This window comes from Firmicutes bacterium HGW-Firmicutes-1, assembly GCA_002841625.1.
Lineage (GTDB): Bacteria > Bacillota > Clostridia > Lachnospirales > Vallitaleaceae > HGW-1.
The window spans coordinates 118545-140580 of sequence record PHAG01000002.1; the positions used below are offsets into that span (position 1 = coordinate 118545).

Annotated in this window: 24 protein-coding genes and 1 pseudogene; all 25 read left to right on the top strand. The window is 33.5% G+C overall.

Going from position 1 to position 22036, the window contains the following annotated elements:
* A complete protein-coding gene (locus tag CVU84_02575; protein ID PKM95708.1) occupies positions 1 to 1014 on the top strand; it encodes a flagellar motor switch protein FliG in 1014 nt (337 codons plus the stop codon).
* Positions 1007 to 1894 (top strand): hypothetical protein, encoded by an 888-nt coding sequence (locus tag CVU84_02580; protein PKM95709.1) that lies wholly within the window; start codon positions 1007 to 1009, stop codon positions 1892 to 1894. Before CVU84_02575 ends, CVU84_02580 begins: the two co-directional genes overlap by 8 nt.
* Positions 1881 to 3188, top strand: a complete 1308-nt coding sequence (locus tag CVU84_02585) for a hypothetical protein (protein ID PKM95710.1) — start codon at positions 1881 to 1883, stop codon at positions 3186 to 3188. The genes CVU84_02580 and CVU84_02585 overlap by 14 nt, the downstream gene beginning before the upstream one ends.
* Positions 3189 to 3202: 14 nt before the next feature.
* A complete protein-coding gene (gene fliJ / locus CVU84_02590; protein ID PKM95711.1) occupies positions 3203 to 3655 on the top strand; it encodes a flagellar export protein FliJ in 453 nt (150 codons plus the stop codon).
* A 66-nt stretch (positions 3656 to 3721) separates the two neighbouring features.
* Positions 3722 to 3805, top strand: a pseudogene (locus tag CVU84_02595) (GIY-YIG nuclease family protein).
* Positions 3806 to 4583: 778 nt separating this feature from the next.
* A complete protein-coding gene (locus CVU84_02600) occupies positions 4584 to 5969 on the top strand; it encodes a hypothetical protein (GenBank protein PKM95712.1) in 1386 nt (461 codons plus the stop codon).
* Positions 5970 to 5982: 13 nt separating this feature from the next.
* Positions 5983 to 6528: a flagellar hook capping protein gene (locus tag CVU84_02605; GenBank protein PKM96108.1), complete on the top strand. Its 546-nt coding sequence runs from the start codon at positions 5983 to 5985 to the stop codon at positions 6526 to 6528.
* 77 nt (positions 6529 to 6605) lie between these two features.
* Entirely contained in the window at positions 6606 to 6998 is a 393-nt protein-coding gene (locus CVU84_02610) for a flagellar biosynthesis protein (GenBank protein PKM95713.1), read from the top strand.
* A gap of 93 nt (positions 6999 to 7091) precedes the next feature.
* Positions 7092 to 8390, top strand: a complete 1299-nt coding sequence (locus tag CVU84_02615) for a hypothetical protein (GenBank protein PKM95714.1) — start codon at positions 7092 to 7094, stop codon at positions 8388 to 8390.
* A 116-nt stretch (positions 8391 to 8506) separates the two neighbouring features.
* Positions 8507 to 8713 (top strand): endoflagellar protein, encoded by a 207-nt coding sequence (locus CVU84_02620; protein PKM95715.1) that lies wholly within the window; start codon positions 8507 to 8509, stop codon positions 8711 to 8713.
* Positions 8714 to 8734: 21 nt separating this feature from the next.
* The gene (locus tag CVU84_02625; protein ID PKM95716.1) at positions 8735 to 9523 is read left to right on the top strand and encodes a motility protein A; all 789 of its coding nucleotides are present in this window, start codon (positions 8735 to 8737) and stop codon (positions 9521 to 9523) included.
* Complete coding sequence (locus CVU84_02630) at positions 9523 to 10419, top strand: hypothetical protein (protein ID PKM95717.1); 897 nt, start codon at positions 9523 to 9525, stop codon at positions 10417 to 10419. Before CVU84_02625 ends, CVU84_02630 begins: the two co-directional genes overlap by 1 nt.
* 45 nt (positions 10420 to 10464) lie before the next feature.
* Positions 10465 to 10965 carry a hypothetical protein gene (locus CVU84_02635; GenBank protein ID PKM95718.1) on the top strand — a complete coding sequence of 167 codons (501 nt, stop codon included), beginning with the start codon at positions 10465 to 10467 and terminating at the stop codon, positions 10963 to 10965.
* A 36-nt stretch (positions 10966 to 11001) separates the two neighbouring features.
* Entirely contained in the window at positions 11002 to 11985 is a 984-nt protein-coding gene (fliM, locus tag CVU84_02640) for a flagellar motor switch protein FliM (protein PKM95719.1), read from the top strand.
* Positions 11986 to 11988: 3 nt separating this feature from the next.
* Positions 11989 to 13194 (top strand): flagellar motor switch phosphatase FliY, encoded by a 1206-nt coding sequence (locus tag CVU84_02645; GenBank protein PKM95720.1) that lies wholly within the window; start codon positions 11989 to 11991, stop codon positions 13192 to 13194.
* A 137-nt stretch (positions 13195 to 13331) separates the two neighbouring features.
* The gene (locus CVU84_02650) at positions 13332 to 13697 is read left to right on the top strand and encodes a two-component system response regulator (protein PKM95721.1); all 366 of its coding nucleotides are present in this window, start codon (positions 13332 to 13334) and stop codon (positions 13695 to 13697) included.
* Positions 13698 to 13723: 26 nt separating this feature from the next.
* Entirely contained in the window at positions 13724 to 14125 is a 402-nt protein-coding gene (locus CVU84_02655) for a hypothetical protein (protein PKM95722.1), read from the top strand.
* 48 nt (positions 14126 to 14173) lie between these two features.
* Complete coding sequence (fliP, locus tag CVU84_02660; GenBank protein PKM95723.1) at positions 14174 to 14971, top strand: flagellar biosynthetic protein FliP; 798 nt, start codon at positions 14174 to 14176, stop codon at positions 14969 to 14971.
* Positions 14972 to 14999: 28 nt separating this feature from the next.
* Positions 15000 to 15272: a flagellar biosynthetic protein FliQ gene (gene fliQ / locus CVU84_02665; protein ID PKM95724.1), complete on the top strand. Its 273-nt coding sequence runs from the start codon at positions 15000 to 15002 to the stop codon at positions 15270 to 15272.
* Positions 15273 to 15282: 10 nt separating this feature from the next.
* On the top strand, positions 15283 to 16071 hold the full coding sequence (locus tag CVU84_02670; GenBank protein ID PKM95725.1) for a flagellar type III secretion system protein FliR: 789 nt from the start codon (positions 15283 to 15285) through the stop codon (positions 16069 to 16071).
* Complete coding sequence (gene flhB, locus CVU84_02675) at positions 16068 to 17198, top strand: flagellar biosynthesis protein FlhB (GenBank protein ID PKM95726.1); 1131 nt, start codon at positions 16068 to 16070, stop codon at positions 17196 to 17198. Before CVU84_02670 ends, flhB begins: the two co-directional genes overlap by 4 nt.
* 35 nt (positions 17199 to 17233) lie before the next feature.
* Positions 17234 to 19270: a flagellar biosynthesis protein FlhA gene (gene flhA / locus CVU84_02680; protein ID PKM96109.1), complete on the top strand. Its 2037-nt coding sequence runs from the start codon at positions 17234 to 17236 to the stop codon at positions 19268 to 19270.
* A complete protein-coding gene (gene flhF / locus CVU84_02685; protein PKM95727.1) occupies positions 19267 to 20475 on the top strand; it encodes a flagellar biosynthesis protein FlhF in 1209 nt (402 codons plus the stop codon). The genes flhA and flhF overlap by 4 nt, the downstream gene beginning before the upstream one ends.
* Positions 20475 to 21359 carry a MinD/ParA family protein gene (locus CVU84_02690; GenBank protein ID PKM95728.1) on the top strand — a complete coding sequence of 295 codons (885 nt, stop codon included), beginning with the start codon at positions 20475 to 20477 and terminating at the stop codon, positions 21357 to 21359. The genes flhF and CVU84_02690 overlap by 1 nt, the downstream gene beginning before the upstream one ends.
* A gap of 10 nt (positions 21360 to 21369) precedes the next feature.
* A complete protein-coding gene (locus CVU84_02695; protein ID PKM95729.1) occupies positions 21370 to 22035 on the top strand; it encodes a hypothetical protein in 666 nt (221 codons plus the stop codon).
* Position 22036: the final 1 nt, after the last annotated feature.

The following is a 22036-nucleotide window of genomic DNA, read 5'->3' on the forward strand; positions in this document are numbered from 1 at the left end:
ATGGCGTCAGATAAAGGTGTTATGAAAGGTGTTCAAAAGGCATCAATACTGTTAATTGCATTAGGCCCTGAAAAATCAGCGCTCATATTTAAGCACCTAAAAGAAGAAGAAATTGAACAGCTTACACTTGAGATTGCAAATACAAGAAGTGTATCTCCTAAGGAAAAAGAGAAGGTATTACAAGAATTTTATGATATATGTTTAGCACAACAGTATATTGCTGAAGGCGGTATTGGTTATGCTAAGGATTTACTTGAAAAAGCCTTAGGAGCGGATAAAGCGATAGAAGTTATCGGACGATTAACTGCTTCTCTACAAGTTCGTCCATTTGAATTTGTTAGAAAAACAGATGCTGGACAATTGCTTAACTTTATTCAAGATGAACATAATCAAACAATTGCATTAATACTATCTTATTTAAATCCTACTCAATCTGCTATGGTACTTGCAGCATTACCGCAAGAGAAGCAAGCAGATGTTGCTAGAAGAATTGCGCAGATGGATAGAACTTCGCCAGATGTTGTTAAGGATGTTGAGGACATCTTAGAAAGAAAGCTATCCTCTCTCGTTACACAAGATTACACAATTGTTGGTGGCGTAGATGCTATAGTACAAATCTTGAACTCTGTAGATAGAAGTACAGAAAAACATATTATGGAAACACTTGAAATTGAAGATACAGAACTTGCTGAAGAAATCAAGAAGAAGATGTTCGTATTTGAAGATATTATGTCCCTTGATGATAGATCTATTCAGAGGGTTCTTAGAGAAGTGGATAATAACGATTTAGCAATTGCACTCAAAGGTTCAGGAGAAGAAGTGCAAAATGTTATATTCAACAATTTATCAAAGCGTTTGGCGACTATGATCAAGGAAGATATGGATTATATGGGACCTGTACGTTTGAAGGATGTTGAGGAAGCTCAGCAAAAAATTGTTAATATCATTAGAAAGCTTGAAGATGCTGGTGAAATCGTTATTTCAAGAGGCGGAGGTGACGAGATAATTGTCTAGTATTATCAAATCGTCATTTATTTCGTTATCAGAACAAAAAAAGACTATTGAAGTTATTCAAAATAACGATGCAAAAATCATTAATCCTAATTTTAATGTACAACATCATCAAGATGGGGTTGATGATGGATTCCAAATTAATAGAGATTTGTATCGGTCGGATGACGCAAGTGAAGACCAATATGAAGATGAACATTATGAACAAGACCAACATGAAGAAGACCAGTACGAAGAACAATATAATCATCCAGGATTACCCCAAAATGATGTAATAGAGGATGTAATGAAACAAGCTGAAGAAATCCTTGAAGGTGCAAAGGAGGCTGCTGTTTCAATTGAAGCGGAGGCCAATACCAAAGGTTATGATGAAGGTTTTAAGGCAGGAAAAAAACAAGCACTTAAGGAAGAACTAAAGTTAAGACAGAAATTAAAAGAAGAAATAGAAGCAGCAACGCAAGATAGAAAAAATTCCATTCATAAAATGCAACCCAAGGTAGCCGAAATAATTCAGAGGCTTGTTCTAAATATGATTGGTATACAAAAAATTGAACCAGAGATTATTTTATTTTTAATAAAGTTAGGATTAGAGGAAGTTGATTTATATGGAGATCTAATTATTAAAGTATCATCAGATGATTATGATGAAGTAATACATAACAAAGATAAAATCGTAGAAAACTTAAGTGATAAATTAAGATTTGAGATTTTAAAGGATAATAAACTCAATAAAAATGATTGTATTATTGAAACCTCACTGGGTAGCATAAATTGTAGCTTAAATGAAAGAATGGATGGACTTCTTAGACAGCTAGAGCTTATAGAAAAAAGCTATAGCTCAAATACACCAATAGATTTAGGTGATAAAAATGAAAAAATTTGACTTTACTATATATGAAGACTTGTTTTCAAAGTCCTATATTAAGCATATAGGAAAGGTCACTAAAATTGTTGGCCTTACGGTAGAATCTCTAGGTCCTAATGTAAATATGGGCGAGGTTTGTAGAATAGTTTCTGACGGTGTATCGGTATTTGCTGAAGTTGTTGGCTTTAGAGAAAACAAAATATTGCTTATGCCCTTAGGTGAATTAACTGGGATTGGTTTAAATAGTACAGTTGAGGCGCTTGGTCACTCTCTTCAAGTATCTGTAAGTAAGGATCTGCTGGGTAGAATATTAGATGGCTTAGGGAAACCTATGGATAACTTAGGACCAATTTATTCCAATACTTTGTATAACATTGAAAATGATTCTCCCGATCCCCTGACAAGAAATAGAATTTCTGAGCCACTACCTATCGGAGTCAAGGCTATTGATGGGTTGTTAACGATTGGAAAAGGACAAAGAGTAGGTGTATTTGCTGGTAGTGGGGTTGGAAAAAGTACATTAATGGGTATGATTGCAAGAAATACCTCGGCAGATATAAATGTAATTGCATTGATTGGAGAGCGTGGAAGAGAAGTTAGAGAATTTATAGAACGAGATTTAGGTGAAGAAGGATTGAAGAGGTCGGTTGTAATTGTTGCAACCTCGGATAAGCCAGCACTCATTAGACAAAAAGCTGCTAAAACTGCGACAGCTATAGCAGAGTATTTTAGAGATCAAGGAAATGATGTATTGTTTATGATGGATTCCTTAACAAGGTTTTCCATGGCACAAAGAGAGATTGGCTTAGCAATTGGAGAGCCACCAGTAAGTAGAGGTTATACTCCATCTGTTTTTTCAGTAATGCCAAAGCTACTTGAACGTGCGGGCAATTCAGAGAAAGGTTCTATTACAGCATTATATACTGTACTTGTTGATGGAGATGATATGAATGAGCCTATTACTGATACTGCCAGAGGTATATTAGATGGACATATTGTATTGTCAAGAAAGCTTGCAAACAAAAACCATTACCCTGCTATAGATATTTTGCAAAGTGTTTCAAGGGTTATGCCAGAGGTTGTATCAAGTGAGCATAAGAAGGCTGCTAATCAACTCAAAGCTTCTTTGGCCATTTATTCTGATGCGGAAGATCTTATTAATATTGGAGCATATTCTAAAGGAAGTAATAGCGAAATTGATTATGCAATTTCTAAAAATAAAGAAGTGAAAGAATATCTTCGACAAGAAACCGATGAGAAATTTGAGCTTAATGATGAAATAGAGCTCCTCAAGAGCATATTTGAAAGCTAGGGTGATGATAGAATATGGGAAGATTTACTTTTAAGCTTCAAAATGTTTTGGGTATTAAAGAAAAAATCGAAGAACAAAAAAAGATTGAACTAGGAAATGCAATGATTTATCTTGCGAAACAGGAAGAAATATTTAGCGCGCATAAAGATGCTCTAAATCTACATATTCAAACCTTTAATGAAAAAAACGGAAAAAGTGTTTTGGCAAAAGAGCTTATAGAACTTAACGGATATATTAAATATTATAAAGATGCTATTCAGTTTCAAAAAAATATTATTAATGAAGCAAAAGAAATGGTTGAGATGAAAAGAGAAGCATTAAATAAAGCATTGATTGAGAAAAAGACCTACGAAAAGCTTAAAGAATTAGCACTTGAAAATCATTTGTTAGAAGAACAAGCGCAGAATAACAAGCAAACTGATGAATTGAATAGTTACAATCAATTAATCAAATCTACAACACAATAATCAGGAGGTAAAAAAATGCGAGAGACACAAGAGCTTGAAGATGACGCAACGCCGGATAAAAACAATAAGTCTTCTAAGGAAAAAAAGCCACCAAAGGCGAAAAAGGCTCCTAAGGCGAAGAAACCTCCTAAGGCGAAAAAGCCACCAAAAGAGAAAATACCTCCTGCTGATAAACAGCCCAAAGTAGGTAAATCAAATGATAAGGACAAAGGAAGCGGAAAGATACTTATGCTGTTTATTGTTCTTTTCGTATTCATAGGTGCATTTATATTGCTAGTGAAATTAGATGTTGGTGGGCTTGGATCTAAGGTGATTGGACCAAAATTAAAAGATGTTCCAGTGCTTAATCTTATATTGCCAGAGATGGAAGAAGCAATTGAAAATAATGATATTACTTCCTATAATTTTGAAACGATTGATCAAGCAGTAGAAAGATTAAAAGCTACTGAAATTTTGCTAAAGGAAAAGGAAAAAGAAGCCGAAAAACTAATTGAGACTATTAATCTCAATAAGACTGAAATAGAGCGATTAAAAGTTTTTGAAGCGGAGCAAGTACAGTTTAAAAAAGACAAAGATGAATTTGACTTGCTTGTATCGCAAAAAGCTGCACCTGAAGCGTACATGACCTTTATAGAAAAAGCTTACCCAGAAAATGCATTAGAAATCTATGAAAGTTTAGTCAAAGAAAAGCAATTAAATGAAGAGATTGCTGAAATAGCAAAAATGTATGAAGAAATGAAACCAAAAAATGCTGCTGCAATATTAGAAGAAACAATCAGCAAAGATATTGATATGGCAGCACAGATTTTATTGCAATTAGAGCCTTCTCAGGCAGGAGCAATTTTAGCTGCTATGGATTCAATCGTAGCAGATAAGATTTCAAGATATATGTATCCTGATAATAATTAAATAATGAGAAAGGAGGAATATGATGAACTCAGTTGCAGTAAGCAGGGTTGCAACTAACATGAGTAAAAACTTTGGACAAAAAGAAAAGACAACTTCTAACGGCTTTGATTCAATCCTTGAAAGCTCAATGAAAACTAAAAAACTTGAAAGCACTACTAAATTAGGGCATCAAGACACTGAAATTCAGAAGAGTGAATACAAAGGAACAACAAAAGCCGAGCAAACCAATCAAAGTGAGCCTACAACCACAAAAAGCATTGATGTCAAAGCAGTAGAACAAAAGGTTCTTAAGCAAGTAGCTAAAAAGTTAGGTATTTCTGAAGAAGATTTAAATGAGATCATGTCTACTCTTAATATGAGCTTTATAGATTTGTTTTCAAATCAAGGAATACAAACGGTAGTTAATGAACTTTTTGGAACAACAAATCAAGTAGAGCTACTTACCAATGAAGAAGCCTTTAGTGCTTTTAAAGACATCAAGCAGGAATTAAGTCAAATTTTAAACGAAGAAGCAATCAATTTTGTGGATTTACAAAAAGCGATTACAGAATACCTAAAGAATAGTACAGCACTTCCATTAAAAGATAATGGAGCAAGTAAAGAACCTATTATTAATGTTACTGATGAAATAAGTTTGGATACGAGTGAAGATACAAGCAAAGCTATAAGTGTCGAAGCTCAAAGTCAAACAGCTAATGTACAATCATCAAAGAACAATGTAAAAGTTGAAGTTGAGGATGCAAGAACTAAAGTGGAAAAATCAGTAGATAGTACTGTAGAAGCTAAGCCACTTGAAGTGAAAGTAGAAAGCAACAACAGTGATAACAAAAGTGATCAAGGCAATCGCAATAATAGCTTTGAAAACCATTTTAACAATGTACTATCTCATACAGTCGCTCACAAATTTGAAGTGGTTACAGCAAACGGTATTGAAGAAATTGTCCATCAAGAAACAACTGTCAAAGATATACTTACTCAAATTACAACCCAAGTAAAACTCTCGATAACAAATGATGCTAAGACAATCTTTTTGCAATTACAGCCAGAAAATTTAGGAAAAGTTGCTTTTTCAGTTAGAAGTGAAAACGGTATGATGACTGGTCATATTGTAGCTGAAAATAATAGTGTTAGAGAAGTAATCGAACAAAATTTAGCTAGTTTAAGGACCAACTTAGAACAACAAGGCATTAAGTTAGATGAAATCAAAGTCGTTATTGGCAGCACAAATCAATTTTTTAACAAAAGCGACCAAGAAAATAATTCGAATCAGTTCACTAAAGGAAAAAGACGAAGAAGCATCGAAGGCGTTTCCCAAAGCTTTGATCCTAAATTACAAGATGTAGATGAACCACTTAGAAGCACCGGTTTAGAAGAAGAGGAACACTCAGTTGATTATTCAGCATAAGGAAGGTGAAGAGATGTCAGAAGTAAGCTCAGCAACCCAAAAAATAATGGAGAAATATGGTGTAACTAACAATGCAAGCACAAAAGGAAACGACTTAGGCAAAGACGCATTTTTAAACCTACTTGTTACTCAAATGAGATATCAAGATCCATTAAATCCAACAAGTGATAAAGATTTTTTAGCCCAGATGGCACAGTTTTCATCCTTAGAGCAAATGCAAAACTTAAACACCAGTTCACAAATGTCTCAAGGATATGATTTGATAGGTAAAGTAGTCGAAGGAACAATCATTAATGAAACTACTCTTCAATCAACAGAAGTAAAAGGGTTTGTAGATGCAGTAAATTTAAAAGCAGGTAAAACCTATTTGCTAGTTGATGGAAAAGAAATTGCACTTGATCAAGTTACAAAAGTAACCTATGTAGACTTTGATTCAGCATCAATAGAATCTTTAAACAAAGTAAATGAAGCTTTAAAAGCTATTCAAGAACAGCTTAAAAAACTATTGCCAGAAACTGAAACCGAAACCGAAACTGAAACCGAAACCGAAACCCCATAAGTTCCTTCATAAGTAACTTTAGAGTATAAGATGAAGAAGAATTCAATTGGATTAGAAAATGACAAGGAGGGTCAAAAATGAATATTCAAAATAGACCAATTCCCTCTATACAACAAGTACAAAGCGAACACTTAGCTAGTACGAAAGTAAACAAACCCAACAATTTACCTACATCAAGTTTTGGAAGTATTTTACAGCAGAAGCTACAAGAAAAAGAACCTATAAAATTTTCAAAGCATGCAAATATGCGATTAGATTCTAGAAATATAAAGCTTACTGACGAACAAATTCTAAAAATTCAAAATGGTATAAGTAAAGCAGAGGAAAAAGGTATTAAGGAATCATTGGTTTTAATTGATAACATTGCACTAGTTGTAAATATTGAAAATAAGACAGTAGTAACTGCATTAGATCAACAAGAAACAAGAGATTATGTTTTTACAAATATTGACGGTGCTGTAGTATTATAGCTGGACCTCGAGAAGGAAGCTATTAATTCCTGAATGATAGAAGGAATTAACACATGCATTATAACAACTTACATATTAAGGAGGTCATTTATTATGATGCGTTCGATGTACTCTGGTGTTTCCGGTTTAAGGATTCACCAAACAAAAATGGATGTTATTGGTAATAATATTGCGAATGTTAATACAGTAGGCTTTAAATCAAGCCGTGTAACATTTAGTGAAGTATTTAGTCAAACGATTCAAGGTGCCAGTGGTGCTAGTGAAAATAGCGGTGGTACGAATCCAATGCAAATTGGACTTGGTGCAGGAATATCTTCTATTGATGTGGATATGACAGAAGGTGCTGCACAGAGAACAGATAATCCATTGGATTTAAAAATTGAAGGTGATGGATTTTTTGTAGTATCGGATGTTACAGGAAATAAATTTTCAAGAGCAGGAGCGTTTAGAGTAGATGAAGCGGGAAATTTAGTAAACCCTGATGGATTAAATGTTATGGGTTGGACTCCAGATGCGACATCAGGTCTAATTTCAAAGACAAAAGTAGTTCCATTACAAATTCTTAATGCTGATAATATGTATGTAGAACCAAGTCTGACTACATCTGTAACATTATCAGGTAATATTAATAAAAATGATCCACAAGTAGCACCTGGTATAGGTTCTCCCTTTTCCTTTAAAGTTTATGATAGTTTAGGCTATACATATACAGCTCAATTTGAAATAACACAACCAAACGCAGCTACACCTAATGTGTACCAATTTGATTTACCAGCAAATAGTATTACAGATGTCAAAGGTAATGCTATAACAAATACTGCTGCCGTAGGTACAGTTACATTTGACACAACAACTGGAAAGGTTGCTAGTGTTGTACCAGCACCATTTACGATACCTAGTATCACAACTCCTTTTTCTACCTTCCAAGTACCTATGAATATCGATGCATCAGCTCTAACCATGTTTGCTGGTAATACAACAGTTACTGGTACATCTGGTGATGCGAATGGTTTAGGTGCTGGTAATGCAGCTGGTACAATTTCAGGTTTTGAAGTAGGCTCTGATGGAAAAATACTTGGAAGATACTCAAATGGTGAAACCAAACTACTCGGTCAAGTTATTATTGCGAAATTCCAAAACCCAGCAGGATTACAAAAAATCGGAGCTAATCTATTTGAAACAACAAGCAACTCAGGAGACTTCGATGGAATTGGTGAAGATGTTAAATCTTCCGGTGGTAGTTTTAATGCAGGAGTACTGGAAATGTCAAATGTTGACTTATCAAGAGAGTTTACAGAAATGATAACAACGCAAAGAGGTTTCCAAGCAAATTCAAGAATCATTACATCTTCCGACGAAATGTTACAAGAACTTGTAAATCTCAAGAGATAATGATACAATAAACTGATTAAGGCCGTTGCATAGTATGAGCGTAGGTTATGTATTATGCAACAGTCGTGATCCTTTTTAGAGCAGCTAAGCCTGTTCAATAAAAAGTAGGTGATAGTGTGATCTTTGTAACTAAAATGAACAATGAAACAGTGTTACTTAACAATGATTTAATTGAAACCATTGAAGAAACACCTGATACAGTAGTCACTCTAACAACAGGTAAAAAATTAATAATTAAAGAATCAAGCAAAGAAGTATTAAAGCGAGTTATAGATTTTAAGATGAAAATTTACAATGGAGACTATGATCATGGGAAGGAATAGGCTCTAGAACGAGGTGAAAAGATGGATCTTGCTACAATAATCGGGTTAGTTGCCGCAATCGTTTTCGTGGCTGTATCAATTCTGTTGAATGGCTCATTGTTAACTTTTTGGGATGCCCCTTCAGCAATGATTGTTTTTGGGGGTGCTTTTTCAGCAGTCCTAGTATCTTATCCTTTGGATAGGTACATTAATTCATTAAAAGCAATAAGCTTGGTTTTTAAAAATCAAACAATGGATGAAGGAACTGTAATTAAGAAAATTATTGAATTATCAAATGTAGCTAGAAAAGAAGGATTACTTGCTCTTGAAGAAGCAACAGAATCTATTGATGATGATTTTTTGAAAAAAGGAATATTATTAATAGTCGATGGAACAGATCCTGAATTGGTAAGAAATATATTGGAAACGGAATTGATTTTTATACAAACTAGACATGGATCTATTCAAGGATTCTATGATAAGCTTGGTGAATTAGGTCCTGCTTGGGGTATGATTGGTACATTAATTGGCCTTATTAATATGTTGAAAAATATGAACGACCCAAGTTCTATTGGTCCAAGTATGGCAGTTGCATTAATTACAACATTATATGGATCGATATTAGCTAATTTATTTGCAATTCCTTTTTCATCCAAAATGAAAATTAGAAGTGGTGATGAAGTGCTTTTAAAGGAAGTTATGATTGAAGGTCTTTTGTCTATTCAAGCTGGAGAAAATCCAAGAGTAATTGAAGAAAAGCTAAAAGCGTTCTTATCACCTATATTAAGGAAATCATTAACTGAAGCAGAAGGAACAGAAGGTGATGCATAATGGCAAAGAAGCATGAAGCGCCATCAAGCGGTGGGTTACCACCATGGCTGGCTACATATGGAGACTTAGCTACACTATTATTATGTTTTTTCGTTTTACTATATTCTATGTCTAATGTTGATATAACAAAATACAAAGCTGCCTTTAGTTCTTTTGAAAATCAAATTGATGTAATGCCAGGAGGCATAGCACTAACAGGTGAGGAATTAATTACAAATGGTGTGGATCAATTAAGTGATATTGAATTGATTTTAGACAACAAACCTCCCACAGCTGAGGATTCTGAGTCGGAAGAATTAAAGATAGATGAGAAGAAAAACTCATCCACTAGCGACGAAACCACATTAGATCCAAGTGAACAGACTAGTGCAAGTGCAGGAAATTATGATTCCAAAACAGAAAAAATTGCGAAAGAAATTCAGAAATATTTAATTGAAGAAGGCATTGAATCAGATATCGTGCTTTCCTATAACTCAAATTATGTTAAGCTAACAATTGAAGGCGAAGTGCTTTTTGATGTAGGGCAAGCTGTTTTGAAACCAGAAGCAAAAGGTATAATGAATAGCATTGCAAATATGATCATAGAAAAAAATTACAAACAGTACAATATCCAAATTGATGGGCATACAGATGACTGGGATATAAATACAGTGCAATATCCTAGTAACTGGTATTTATCAGCGGCAAGAGCAATCGCCGTAGGAGTTATTTTGATTAATCAGTATAATTTCAATCCTGATTCGATAGCCTGCACAGGTTATGGTGAATATAATCCTATCGCAGATAATGAAACCCCAGAAGGCAGGGCGAAAAATAGAAGAGTTGAAATTAAGTTGATTGTTGAAACGGATGAAGTTGTACCAGAAGATATTTTATTGAATAAAGAAGACAATTAATTATATAAATAATCATTAAGTACTATACCTAAATGAGGTGGAACTATGGACAAGGGAAAAATAATATTTATTGTAGGTGCTATATTTATCGTAATTGCGTTAGTGTTATCTTCAGTATCAGTAATTATGATGAGTTCAGTAGTAAAAAAGCTGAATGGTGGAACAGAGGAAGAGGTTGTTGCTGAAGAAGGAGAAAAAGTAATACCATTATCTGAAACAACAAACTTTGAATTGAAATCACCGGTTATAGCAATATTAAAATCAGAAATCTCTGATAAATCTATGAATAAGAGTATAGAAATTGGTTTCAGACTTGACAATGAAAACAAAAAAACAGAAGGTGTTCTTGAACTAATGGGTGCAAATGAGGGCATAATTAGAGATAGAATTTCTAAGCTTATTGAAACAAAATCAGTAGAAGATTTTGAAAAACCAGGCTTCACACAAAACCTACAAAAGGAGATACTTGATTTAATTAGTACTGCTTTTGAGACTGACACAATTGTCGAAGTGTATTTTAAAAACAATTTAGGAAGTTCAAAATAAAAGGTTAGATAATAGCTGAATGGAGGTGGTGAGGAAGTGGGAGAAGTTTTATCGCAAAACGAGATAGACAGTTTGCTTAACGCCTTAAATGCAGGAGAACTTGATGTTGAAGAATATAAGTCTAATGCCGCAATTAAGCAAATTAAGGAATATGATTTTGCTAGACCATCTAAATTTGCAAAAGAGCATTTGAGAACATTAGAGATTATTTTCGAACATTACTCTAGACTTGTGTCGACGACCTTACCAGCGTACTTAAGGCATTCATGTCAGGTCGATGTAATTAATTCAGAAGCCGTATCCTATTCGGAATTTTCTAATGCACTGTCAAACCCAATTCTGATTGGAATTATTGACTTTGCACCCTTGAAAGGATCTATTGTAATGGACATGTCAGTTAATATTGGGTATGCCATAATAGATCGGTTATTGGGTGGAAAAGGTGAAACCTTAGATAAGGAAAGAGATTTTTCGGAAATAGAATTAGCAATTATCGAAAAGATGATGACAATTTTAATAGAGCTAATGGTAGAACCTTGGAAAAATGTTGTTGAACTAGATCCTCTCCTTGAAAAGATAGAAACGAATTCTCAATTTGCACAAGTTGTTTCGCCAAATGAGGTTATTGCCTTACTTACCTTGAATTTGAAAATAGGTAAGGTTGAAGGATTAATTAATATTTGTATTCCATATATTTGTGTAGAAGATGTATTAGATAAATTGAATACCAAATACTGGTTTTCAACTATGAGAAAGACAAATGTTGAAATATATCATGAAATTATTGAAAAGCAAATAAGCTCTTCAAAAATACCAGTAAAAGCAATATTTGGAAGAACGACGATAACTGTAAATGACTTTGTGAATATACAAAAGGGTGACATTATTAAGCTAGATCAGAAACTTGACGATGAATTAGATATACTAGTTGGTGATATTATTAAATTTAGAGCAAAACCAGGAATTCATGATAGCAACAATGCTGTTAAAATTACCTCAGTTGTACGAAGGGAGGAATAGTTCATGGGTGATATGTTATCGCAAGAAGAAATAAATGCATTGCTGAAAGGAATAGATGACGATGCAGGTAGCTCTGCATTTACATTATCTGCTGAAGAAAGAGATGCTATTGGTGAAGTTTCTAACATTAGCATGGGTACTGCAGCAACAACACTGTTTTCACTAGTTAATCAAAAAGTATTGATTACTACACCAAGGGTTGAGGTTACTACTTGGGATAAGGTTGCAAGTGGATTTGAAAAGTCTTTTGTAGCTATTCAAATTGTTTACAAAGAGGGCTTGTCTGGTTCTAATCTTTTGGTATTGAAAGAGAATGATGTAAAAATTATTTCCGATTTAATGATGGGTGGAGAAGGGGAAGCTTTTGAAGGAGAACTTTCAGAGCTACATTTAAGTGCAATTGGTGAAGCGATGAATCAGATGATTGGTTCCGCGTCAACTTCTATGTCTTCAATGTTTGGGAAAAAAATTGATATTAATCCACCTATTTCTAATTATGTTGATAATAGCGACTTCGTTGATCCAAGTGAAATTGCAGAATTTTTGACAGGCGAATTTATTAAAGTTTCGTTTGATATGAAAATTGGAGAATTAATAGATAGTGAAATTATGCAACTGTATCCAACTCAGTTTGCACAAGATATTTATAAGGCTTTTAGCCAATCTAAGGAAGTAAGCACACCACCAGCACCAGCGGCTCCAAAAGAACCGCCGACGCAAGATAATGTACAACAACAAATGCCACAGCAACAACAGATGCAACAGCAACAAATGCCACAGCAACAACAAATGCCACCAAATATGAATCCATATCCACAAATGAACCCATATGGTCAACCTAATCCATATCAAAATCCTTATCCCCCAATGGGAGACAATTATGGAGCTGGATATCGAAATATTGAAGTTCAACAAGCTCAATTCCAGAATTTTGACATGAATAGTGTGATTCAACAAAAAGAAAATATTGATTTAATTATGGATGTTGCGCTGGAGGTGACTGTTGAGCTTGGTAGAACACATAAGTCGATTAAAGACATTTTAGAGTTTACCCCGGGGACAATTATTGAGCTTAATAAGCTAGCGGGAGAACCTATTGATGTATTGGTAAATGGTAAAATTGTCGCTAAAGGCGAAGTAGTAGTAATAGATGAAAATTTTGGCATTAGAATCACAGAAATCATCAAGCATTCGGGTAGTATTATGTGATTTTATATCTAAAATTTGGTTATAATATCTCAAAAAGTTTATTAAACGAACTTTTTGAGATATTTAAATTGTAGCAGTAGATAGTATATGGTATAATCATAATATATTTATTTTAAATGCATGAAGGAGAGATAAAAATGGCAGGTAAAAACATTTTAATTGTTGATGACGCAGCTTTTATGAGAATGATGATTAAGGATATTCTTTCAAAGAATGGATATATTGTAATTGGAGAAGCTGAGAACGGTGCTAAAGCTGTAGAAAAATATAATGAGTTAAAGCCAGATTTAGTAATTATGGATATAACAATGCCTGAGATGGATGGTATTGAGGCTGTAAAAGCAATTAAGGGCATCGACAGTAAAGCAAATATTATTATGTGTTCTGCTATGGGGCAACAAGCTATGGTTATTGAATCTATCCAAGCTGGTGCTAAAGATTTTATCGTTAAGCCTTTTCAAGCAGAACGTGTTATTGAAGCAGTATCAAAGGTCACTGGATAATATTTTAAGAATATGAGTGGTAAACAATGAAATATTTATTTTTGCTAGGTGAAATAGCCTACAAGGGAAATGGAAACCAGTATTTTCAAATTGTATATATCTTGATATTATGCGTTGTTATTTTTGTTGGAGCTTATTATTCGTCTAGGCTCCTTGGCAACTATCAATTAAAAAGAACGAAGTTATCTAATTTAAAGATAGTTGAAGTGATTAGTGTCGGACCTCAAAAAACGATACAATTGGTTAAGGTCGGTAATGATTATGTACTAATAGGGGTTACCAAGGATAGAATAACATTTATGAAAGAAGTTTCTGCTGATCATATTGATTTAAGTATACTTCAAAGTGTTACAAATGAATCATTACCCTTTAGTCATCATATGGACAAGTATTTAAAGAAAAAATCATCGAAAAAAAATGGAGATTAATTTTTTTTTGATGCCATTTTATTACTATAAGAAAGTGGAGTGGCTTATATGGTAAAGTTCAAGAAAGCTCGAACATCCGTGATTCTGATTGTGTTTTTGATTATAATTAATATGTGTATGTTTATTGGAACCAATCAAGTTCATGCAACGACAACAGAAGACGTGCCAATACCCATTTCATTTGATTTTAACGTAAGTTCTACAGCAGAGGGTAAAGATGTTGTTAGTAGTCTACAAATTCTTTTTTTCCTTACTATAATTTCATTAGCTCCATCATTATTGATCATGATGACATCTTTTACTCGAATTGTTGTTGTGTTGCATTTTGTTAGATCTGCTATAGGAACGCAGCAGACTCCACCTAATCAAGTATTGATTGGGTTAGCATTATTTATCACCTTATTTATTATGTCTCCTGTTATATCTCAAGTAAATGAAACTGCTCTAAAGCCTTATAGCGCTGGAACAATATCTCAACAAGAGGCGATTGATGCTGGACTTGCACCTATAAGAACGTTTATGTTTGATCAGGTTAATGATAAGGATTTAAAGCTTTTTCTTGATATTTCAAAAGTAGATAATATAACGGATCAAAATGACATTCCTACAACAACCTTAATCCCTGCATTTATTATTAGTGAGCTTCGAGCTGCTTTTATTATGGGATTTTTAATTTATATCCCGTTCATAGTCATAGATATGGTGGTAGCCTCTACACTGATGTCAATGGGTATGATGATGTTACCTCCGGTAATGATTTCTATGCCTTTTAAAATATTGTTATTTATTCTTGCAGATGGATGGAGTCTTGTCGTGCGAGAGCTTGTTAAGACCTTTTACCATTAGCTTATTAAATTGATAAGAAGGTGCTACTTTGAATGAAGATTTAATTATTGATGTGGCTAGGGAAGCGATCATGCAAACAATATTGGTTTCAGCACCAATGCTAATGATAGCATTGATTGTGGGCTTGTTAATTAGTATTTTTCAAACTGTGACCTCTATTCAAGAACAGACTCTTGCATTTGTTCCCAAAATTCTTGCAGTTTTTATAAGTATATTAGTTTTTGGACCTTGGATGTTAAATCAAATGGTAGAACTCATGAATAGTTTATATACGAGCTTTAGCATTTTTATTTTTAGTTAAAGGTGAATAGATGGATCTTTTATTATCAAACCCGTATAAATATTTAGATGTTTTTTTGTTGGTTTTTGTGAGAACCGCTAGCATGTTTATATCAGTACCAATTTTTAGCAATAAAAATATTCCTACTATTGCAAAAATTGGACTTGCGTTTTTTATAACTACAATTGTGATTAATGTAATAGATGTGACCACTCCGATTGCTAGTACAGACCCAATCGGTTTTGGCATTGTTCTAATCAAAGAATTCTTTGTAGGCTGGTTGATTGGAATGGGTGCCTATATGGTATTTACGATTCTAACCTTAGCTGGACAGTTTATTGATTATCAAGTTGGATTTTCTATGGTAAACGTATTCGACCCATTGAGTCAAATACAACTTACTATTACAGGTACATTTTATTATTACATGGTTCTATTAATGATTTTGTTAACCAATACCTATCATTTTTTTATTAAAGCCATGATAAAAAGTTTTGAACTAATCCCAATAGGGCAAATGGTTTTATCTTCGAGTTTATACGATAGCTTCGTTGGCTTTATGAATGAATTGCTCTTAATATCAATGCAAATTGCTGCACCTTTCTTTTTTGTTATGCTATTAACAGATGTCGTATTAGGAATTTTAGCCAGAACAGCACCACAAATGAATTTGTTTGTAATCGGATTTCCCATAAAGATTTTTTTAGGTCTAGGTGTTATGCTGATTACACTTAATATTTTCCCAGCTGTAAGAGATATCATTACAGACAAGTTGGTTATTTTTATAGACAATCTAATAAAGGGTATGATGCCGTTGTGATTTACCTACAAGATAGCTACAAACCACTATTAAAGTATAATTTGCAGTTCTTTGCAGAGGCAGGCTCTGGTGGAGAAAAAACAGAGAAGGCTACTCCTAAAAAAAGAGAAAAAGCAAGAGAAGAAGGGCAAGTTGCAAAAACGAGTGAAATAGCTACTGCATTAATGTTTATTAGTATGTTCAGTGCCCTTAAAATTTTAGGACCAAACTTAATACTTGATCTTATACAATTTACAAAAGAAATTTTTGGATTGTTTACTATAAAAGAAATAACGATTCAATATGCTTCAGGCTTAATGAATCATGCAATAAAAACTTTAATCGGCATGATAGCACCGTTTTTTATAGTTGCTGTCCTCGTTGGCTTTGTTAGTAACTTTATGCAGGTAGGGTGGCATCCTACGACAAAGCCTCTCATGCCAAAACTAAGCAATTTAAGCCCGATACAAGGCTTTAAAAGACTTTTTTCAATGAGATCCATAGTTGAATTATTAAAAGCTCTAATCAAAGTTGGCATAATTCTTATTCTTGTATATACTACGCTTAAGAATTATGAAAATACAATTTTAGCAATTTATGATATACCAGTACTTGAGGCGTATGCCCTTATTGCTAATTTATGTTTAGACATTGGTATTAAGGTAGGTGCATTTTTTATTATTGTTGCACTTGCAGATTACATATATCAAAGAGTACATCTAAGTAATAAATTAAAGATGACGAAGCAAGAAGTAAAAGATGAATACAAACAATCAGAAGGTAATCCTGAAATTAAATCAAAAATAAGACAAAAGATGAGAGAAGCATCAATGAGACGTATGATGCAAGACTTACCTAAAGCAGATGTAATCATAACAAATCCAACCCATTTTGCTGTAGCAGTTAAGTATGATTCTGATAATCAAGGTGCTCCAACTGTAATCGCTAAAGGTGCAGATATGATTGCAGCAAAAATTAGAGAGGTTGCAAAAGATAATAATATTCAAATAGTCGAAAACAAGGCTTTGGCAAGAACGTTGTTCTACACTGTAGAAATTGGGGAAGAAATTCCACCAGATCTTTACCAAGCAGTTGCAGAAATTCTTGCTTTTGTATATAATCTAACAAGAAACAGTAAACAAGCGTAACAATACAATCTAAAGAAAGGTGTTAGAGCATGAAGATAAAACCTGGTGATATAGTTCTTGGATCCTTTGTCATACTTGCAATCATAATTATGATATTACCGCTTCCAACACTATTAATTGACATTCTTATAACGCTCAATCTTTCAATATCATTAATTATTCTTTTTAATGCATTATTTGCAAGAGAAGCTTTGGAAATGTCATCTTTCCCTACGATTCTACTCTTTTCAACAATCTTCAGGCTATCATTAAATGTTTCCTCGACAAGATCTATCCTTACTACTGGTAGTGCTGGAAACGTTGTTGAGACATTTGGAACCTTCGTTGGTGGAGATAGTATAGTTGTCGGTATTGTTATGTTTATTATATTGATTATTATTAACTTTATGGTTATTACTAAGGGTTCTGAAAGAGTTGCTGAGGTATCAGCACGTTTTACGTTAGATGCAATGCCGGGTAAACAGATGGCAATTGATGCTGACCTAAATGCAGGACTAATAGATGAAAAAGATGCTAGATCAAGAAGACAAAAAATACAAGATGAAGCAAGTTTTTATGGCTCTATGGATGGTGCTAGTAAGTTCGTTAAGGGTGATGCAGTAGCTGGACTTATTATTACCTTTATTAATATAATTGGTGGTCTTACGATTGGTGTGATTGTAAATGGTAATCCTATTCAAGAAGCCTTAACAGATTACACGATTCAAACGATTGGAGATGGATTAGTAAGTCAAATTCCAGCACTTCTGATTGCACTTTCTACTGGTATATTAGTTACGAAGGTAACTAAGGATGCTGATGTTAGTGATATATTAGTGAGTCAGTTATTCGCACTACCTAAGGTATTATATTTATCTGGAGCCGTTTTAATTCTATTAGGGGTAGCAACACCATTGAATGATTTTGTTGTTTCTGGTACCGGCTTACTTGTTATATTAGCTGCTAGAGCTATTGATAAAAGCTTACAGGTACAAGCTGTTGCACAAGAGATTTCTACAGAAGATGTGGCTGCGGAAGAAACAAGAAAACCAGAAAATGTCGTTTCATTACTTCAAGTTGATCCAATTGAGCTTGAATTTGGGTATGGTATTATTCCATTAGCAGATGTCAGCCAAGGCGGAGATTTATTGGATAGAGTCGTAATGATAAGGCGTCAAATTGCGCTTGAGTTAGGAACTATTGTACCGATTATCAGATTAAGAGATAACATTCAGCTTAATCCAAATCAGTATATTATTAAGATAAAAGGGACTAAGGTAGCTGAAGGTGAAATATTGTTTGATCACTATATGGCAATGAACCCTGGTTATGTAGAAGAAGAAATTGATGGTATTGAGACAATTGAACCGGCCTTTAAACTACCTGCGCTTTGGATTTCCGAGGCTCAAAGAGAGCGGGCTGAAACCTTAGGGTATACAGTTGTAGATCCTCCATCCATAATTGCAACTCATTTAACAGAAGTGATTAAGATGAGCTTAGGCGAATTATTAACTAGACAAAACGTACAAACATTGATTAATACAGTTAAAGAAAATAACCAAACCTTAATTGATGAATTGGTACCAAAGCAGTTAAGTGTTGGTGAGATTCAAAAAATTCTTATGAATTTACTCAATGAATCAATTTCAATTAGAGATCTTGTAACAATTTTTGAAACGATGGCTGATCATGCATCAGTTACAAGAGACCCAGATGTATTAACTGAATATGTAAGACAAACACTAAAACGAGCTATTTCTGCAAAATATTTTGAAAATGATGAATCTAATCAAGTAATTACACTTGATCCAGCTATAGAACAGGCAATCATGGAATCGGTAAAGCATACCGAACAAGGTACATATTTATCATTAAAACCTGAAATGACACAGCAAATATTAAGCGCTACAAAAAAAGAAATCATGAAATTAACCGCTACAGGAAGAATGCCAATTATTTTAACCTCACCTATAGTGAGAGTATATTACAAAAGATTGACCCAAGAAGAATTTGAAGATTTAGTAGTCTTATCTTTTAATGAATTAGATTCAAATGTAGAATTACAATCTGTTGGGATGGTGAGTGTAAGTTGAAGATAAAAAAGTACGAAGGTTCTACTGAAAAAGAAGCAATGCTAAAAGTAAAAGATGAATTAGGTAAAGAAGCCTTAATTGTTAGTGTGAAAAACATTAAGCCTAAAGGGTTTTATAAAATTTTCAAAAAACCTTATGTGGAGGTTACTGCGGCCGTTGATGACAAAGGTATTCTAAATAATGACAAGTTTGCAGATAAAAGAGCAGAAGGCTTTTCACAAGGTAAGAATGCTAACTTAGAACTTGATCCATCTCAAGAGGATAGTACTTTCGTTCAACTTTTAAAGACACTTGCTGATTCGAAACATATCGCTGATTCAAACCATCTAACAGATTTGAAAAAAAATGAACAAGAACAAAGATTAATTAAAAAATCGGCAGAAGAACAGGTTGATAAAATGAATATGACGCATGATCAACCATTTCTCAAGGTAGTATATGAACAGCTCATAGAAAATGATTTAGATGAAATATATGTGAATCAATTGATGCTGGGTTTAGGGGAGCTCTCCTATGATCAAAAGGCAACCATTGATGATGTTGTATCAATCGTATATAAGAGAATTGTGAAGCTTCTTACTGATTTAGAGACCATTAAGCTTACAAAAGGTAAAACGAAAACAGTAGCCTTTGTAGGGCCAACAGGAGTTGGGAAAACAACCACAATTGCAAAAATCGCTTCCTATTTCACACTTAATTTAGAGAAAAAAGTTGCGTTAATTACAGCTGATACGTATAGAATTGCTGCAGTGGAGCAACTTAGAACATATGCAAACATACTAAACATACCAATAAAAGTAGTTTATACAGCTACAGAGCTCAAGGACGCTATTGAGTCTTTTAAAGGTGTTGATTTGATTTTAATAGATACAGCAGGTAGATCTCATAAGAACCAAGAGCATCAAAATGAATTATCAAAACTATTAAATGAAATTGAAGAAAAAGAGCTATATTTAGTTCTTAGTCTGGCTACTAAATATAAGGATTTAATAAAAATTACAGATGCATATAATGACATTAGTGCATACAAACTTATTTTTACGAAATTAGATGAAACATCAAGTTATGGGAATATATTAAATGTTAAGCTTAAAACCAATGCATTGTTGTCCTATGTAACCTTCGGGCAAAATGTTCCCGACGACATAAGTGAAGTTAATGTTCACGAGATCGCTAAGAAGATATTAGGGGGATGTGAATCATAATGGATCAAGCAAGTAACTTAAGAAATATTATTAAAAACAATCAAGTAAATTATAAAAAAAATGATGTAAGAGTCATTACAGTAACAAGTGGTAAGGGGGGCGTTGGTAAATCCAATGTTTCTGTTAATCTTGCAATTAATTTTAGAAGACAAGGTAAGAGAGTTGTTATATTTGATGCTGATTTTGGTCTAGCCAATATAGAAATAATATTTGGAATCGCGCCTAAATATTCAATGTACGATATGATTTTTAATAATATGAGCATAACAGACATATTAACTTCTGCACCCTTTGGTATCGAATTTATTTCGGGGGGCTCTGGAATTCAAGAGCTTGTGAACTTAAGCAGAACTCAATTAAACTATATGATTAGCAAATTATATGATTTAGATTGCCTTGCAGACATTATTATTATTGATACTGGGGCAGGCATATCTGATAGTGTACTTGATTTTGTTACTGCTTCAAATGAAGTACTACTGATTACAACACCGGAACCAACCTCCATTACAGATGCTTATTCAACTTTAAAAGCGATGAAAAACAGAGGTGGAAATTCGAAGGATAAAATAATCAATCTTCTTGTCAATAAAGCTTCAGGAGAAGCTGAAGGACTTGAAATATATAAAAAGCTTAACAAGGTTACTGAGCGATTTTTAGATATTAAGTTAAAGAATGTTGGATACTTGCCTTATGATAAGACTTTAGAAAAGGCTGTTATTGAACAAAAACCAGTGGCGATGCTTTTTCCAAAGTCAAATATTTCCAAGGCTATTGAAAAATTGGCAGATAATTTATTGGGAAATGAAGAATCTAACGATGCTAAGCCATTAGGGATCAGTAATTTGTTTTCAAATATCTTAAAAATGAAAAAGGTTAAGTGAGGTGGTATATATGATAAATAGTGCAGTAGAACTAGGGGATAAAATTGAAGTTATAAGAAAGACTGTAATAAAAGCGAATCAACATTCTCTTTTTAGTAAAATTCAAGATATTGGTTCAAACAATGAATTGATTATTACTTCGCCAATTGAAAATGGTAAAATAATTCCGCTAGAGCTGAATCATGAATACTATTTATGTATTTATACATCAAGAGGGCTATATAGATGTGAAGCAGAGGTTATTGATAGAAAAAGAGAAGATAATATGTTTATGGCTACCCTCAAAGTGATATCTAAAATGCAAAAATACCAAAGAAGGCAATACTATAGATTAGATTGTGTATTGTCATTTCAATATAAAAATGAAGACGAGAAGGAAATATGGAATAGCGGCATTATTCTAGATATTAGTGGTGGAGGCTTGAGATTTACCTCTAATACACAGCTCATTAATGGAGAGCCACTAATTTGCCATATTCAATTAAATTTTGAAGATGAACAAAAGCACTTATATGTTGCAGGTTCTATTGTTGATTGTAATATTGTCGATTTTAACACAAATACCTATGAAACTAGGGTTGCCTTTGATACAATTTCAAACGAGGTAAGAGAAGTAGTAATTCGTTTTATCTTTGAAGAAGAGCGAAAAAGAAGAAAAAAAGAAAAAGGAATGTGAT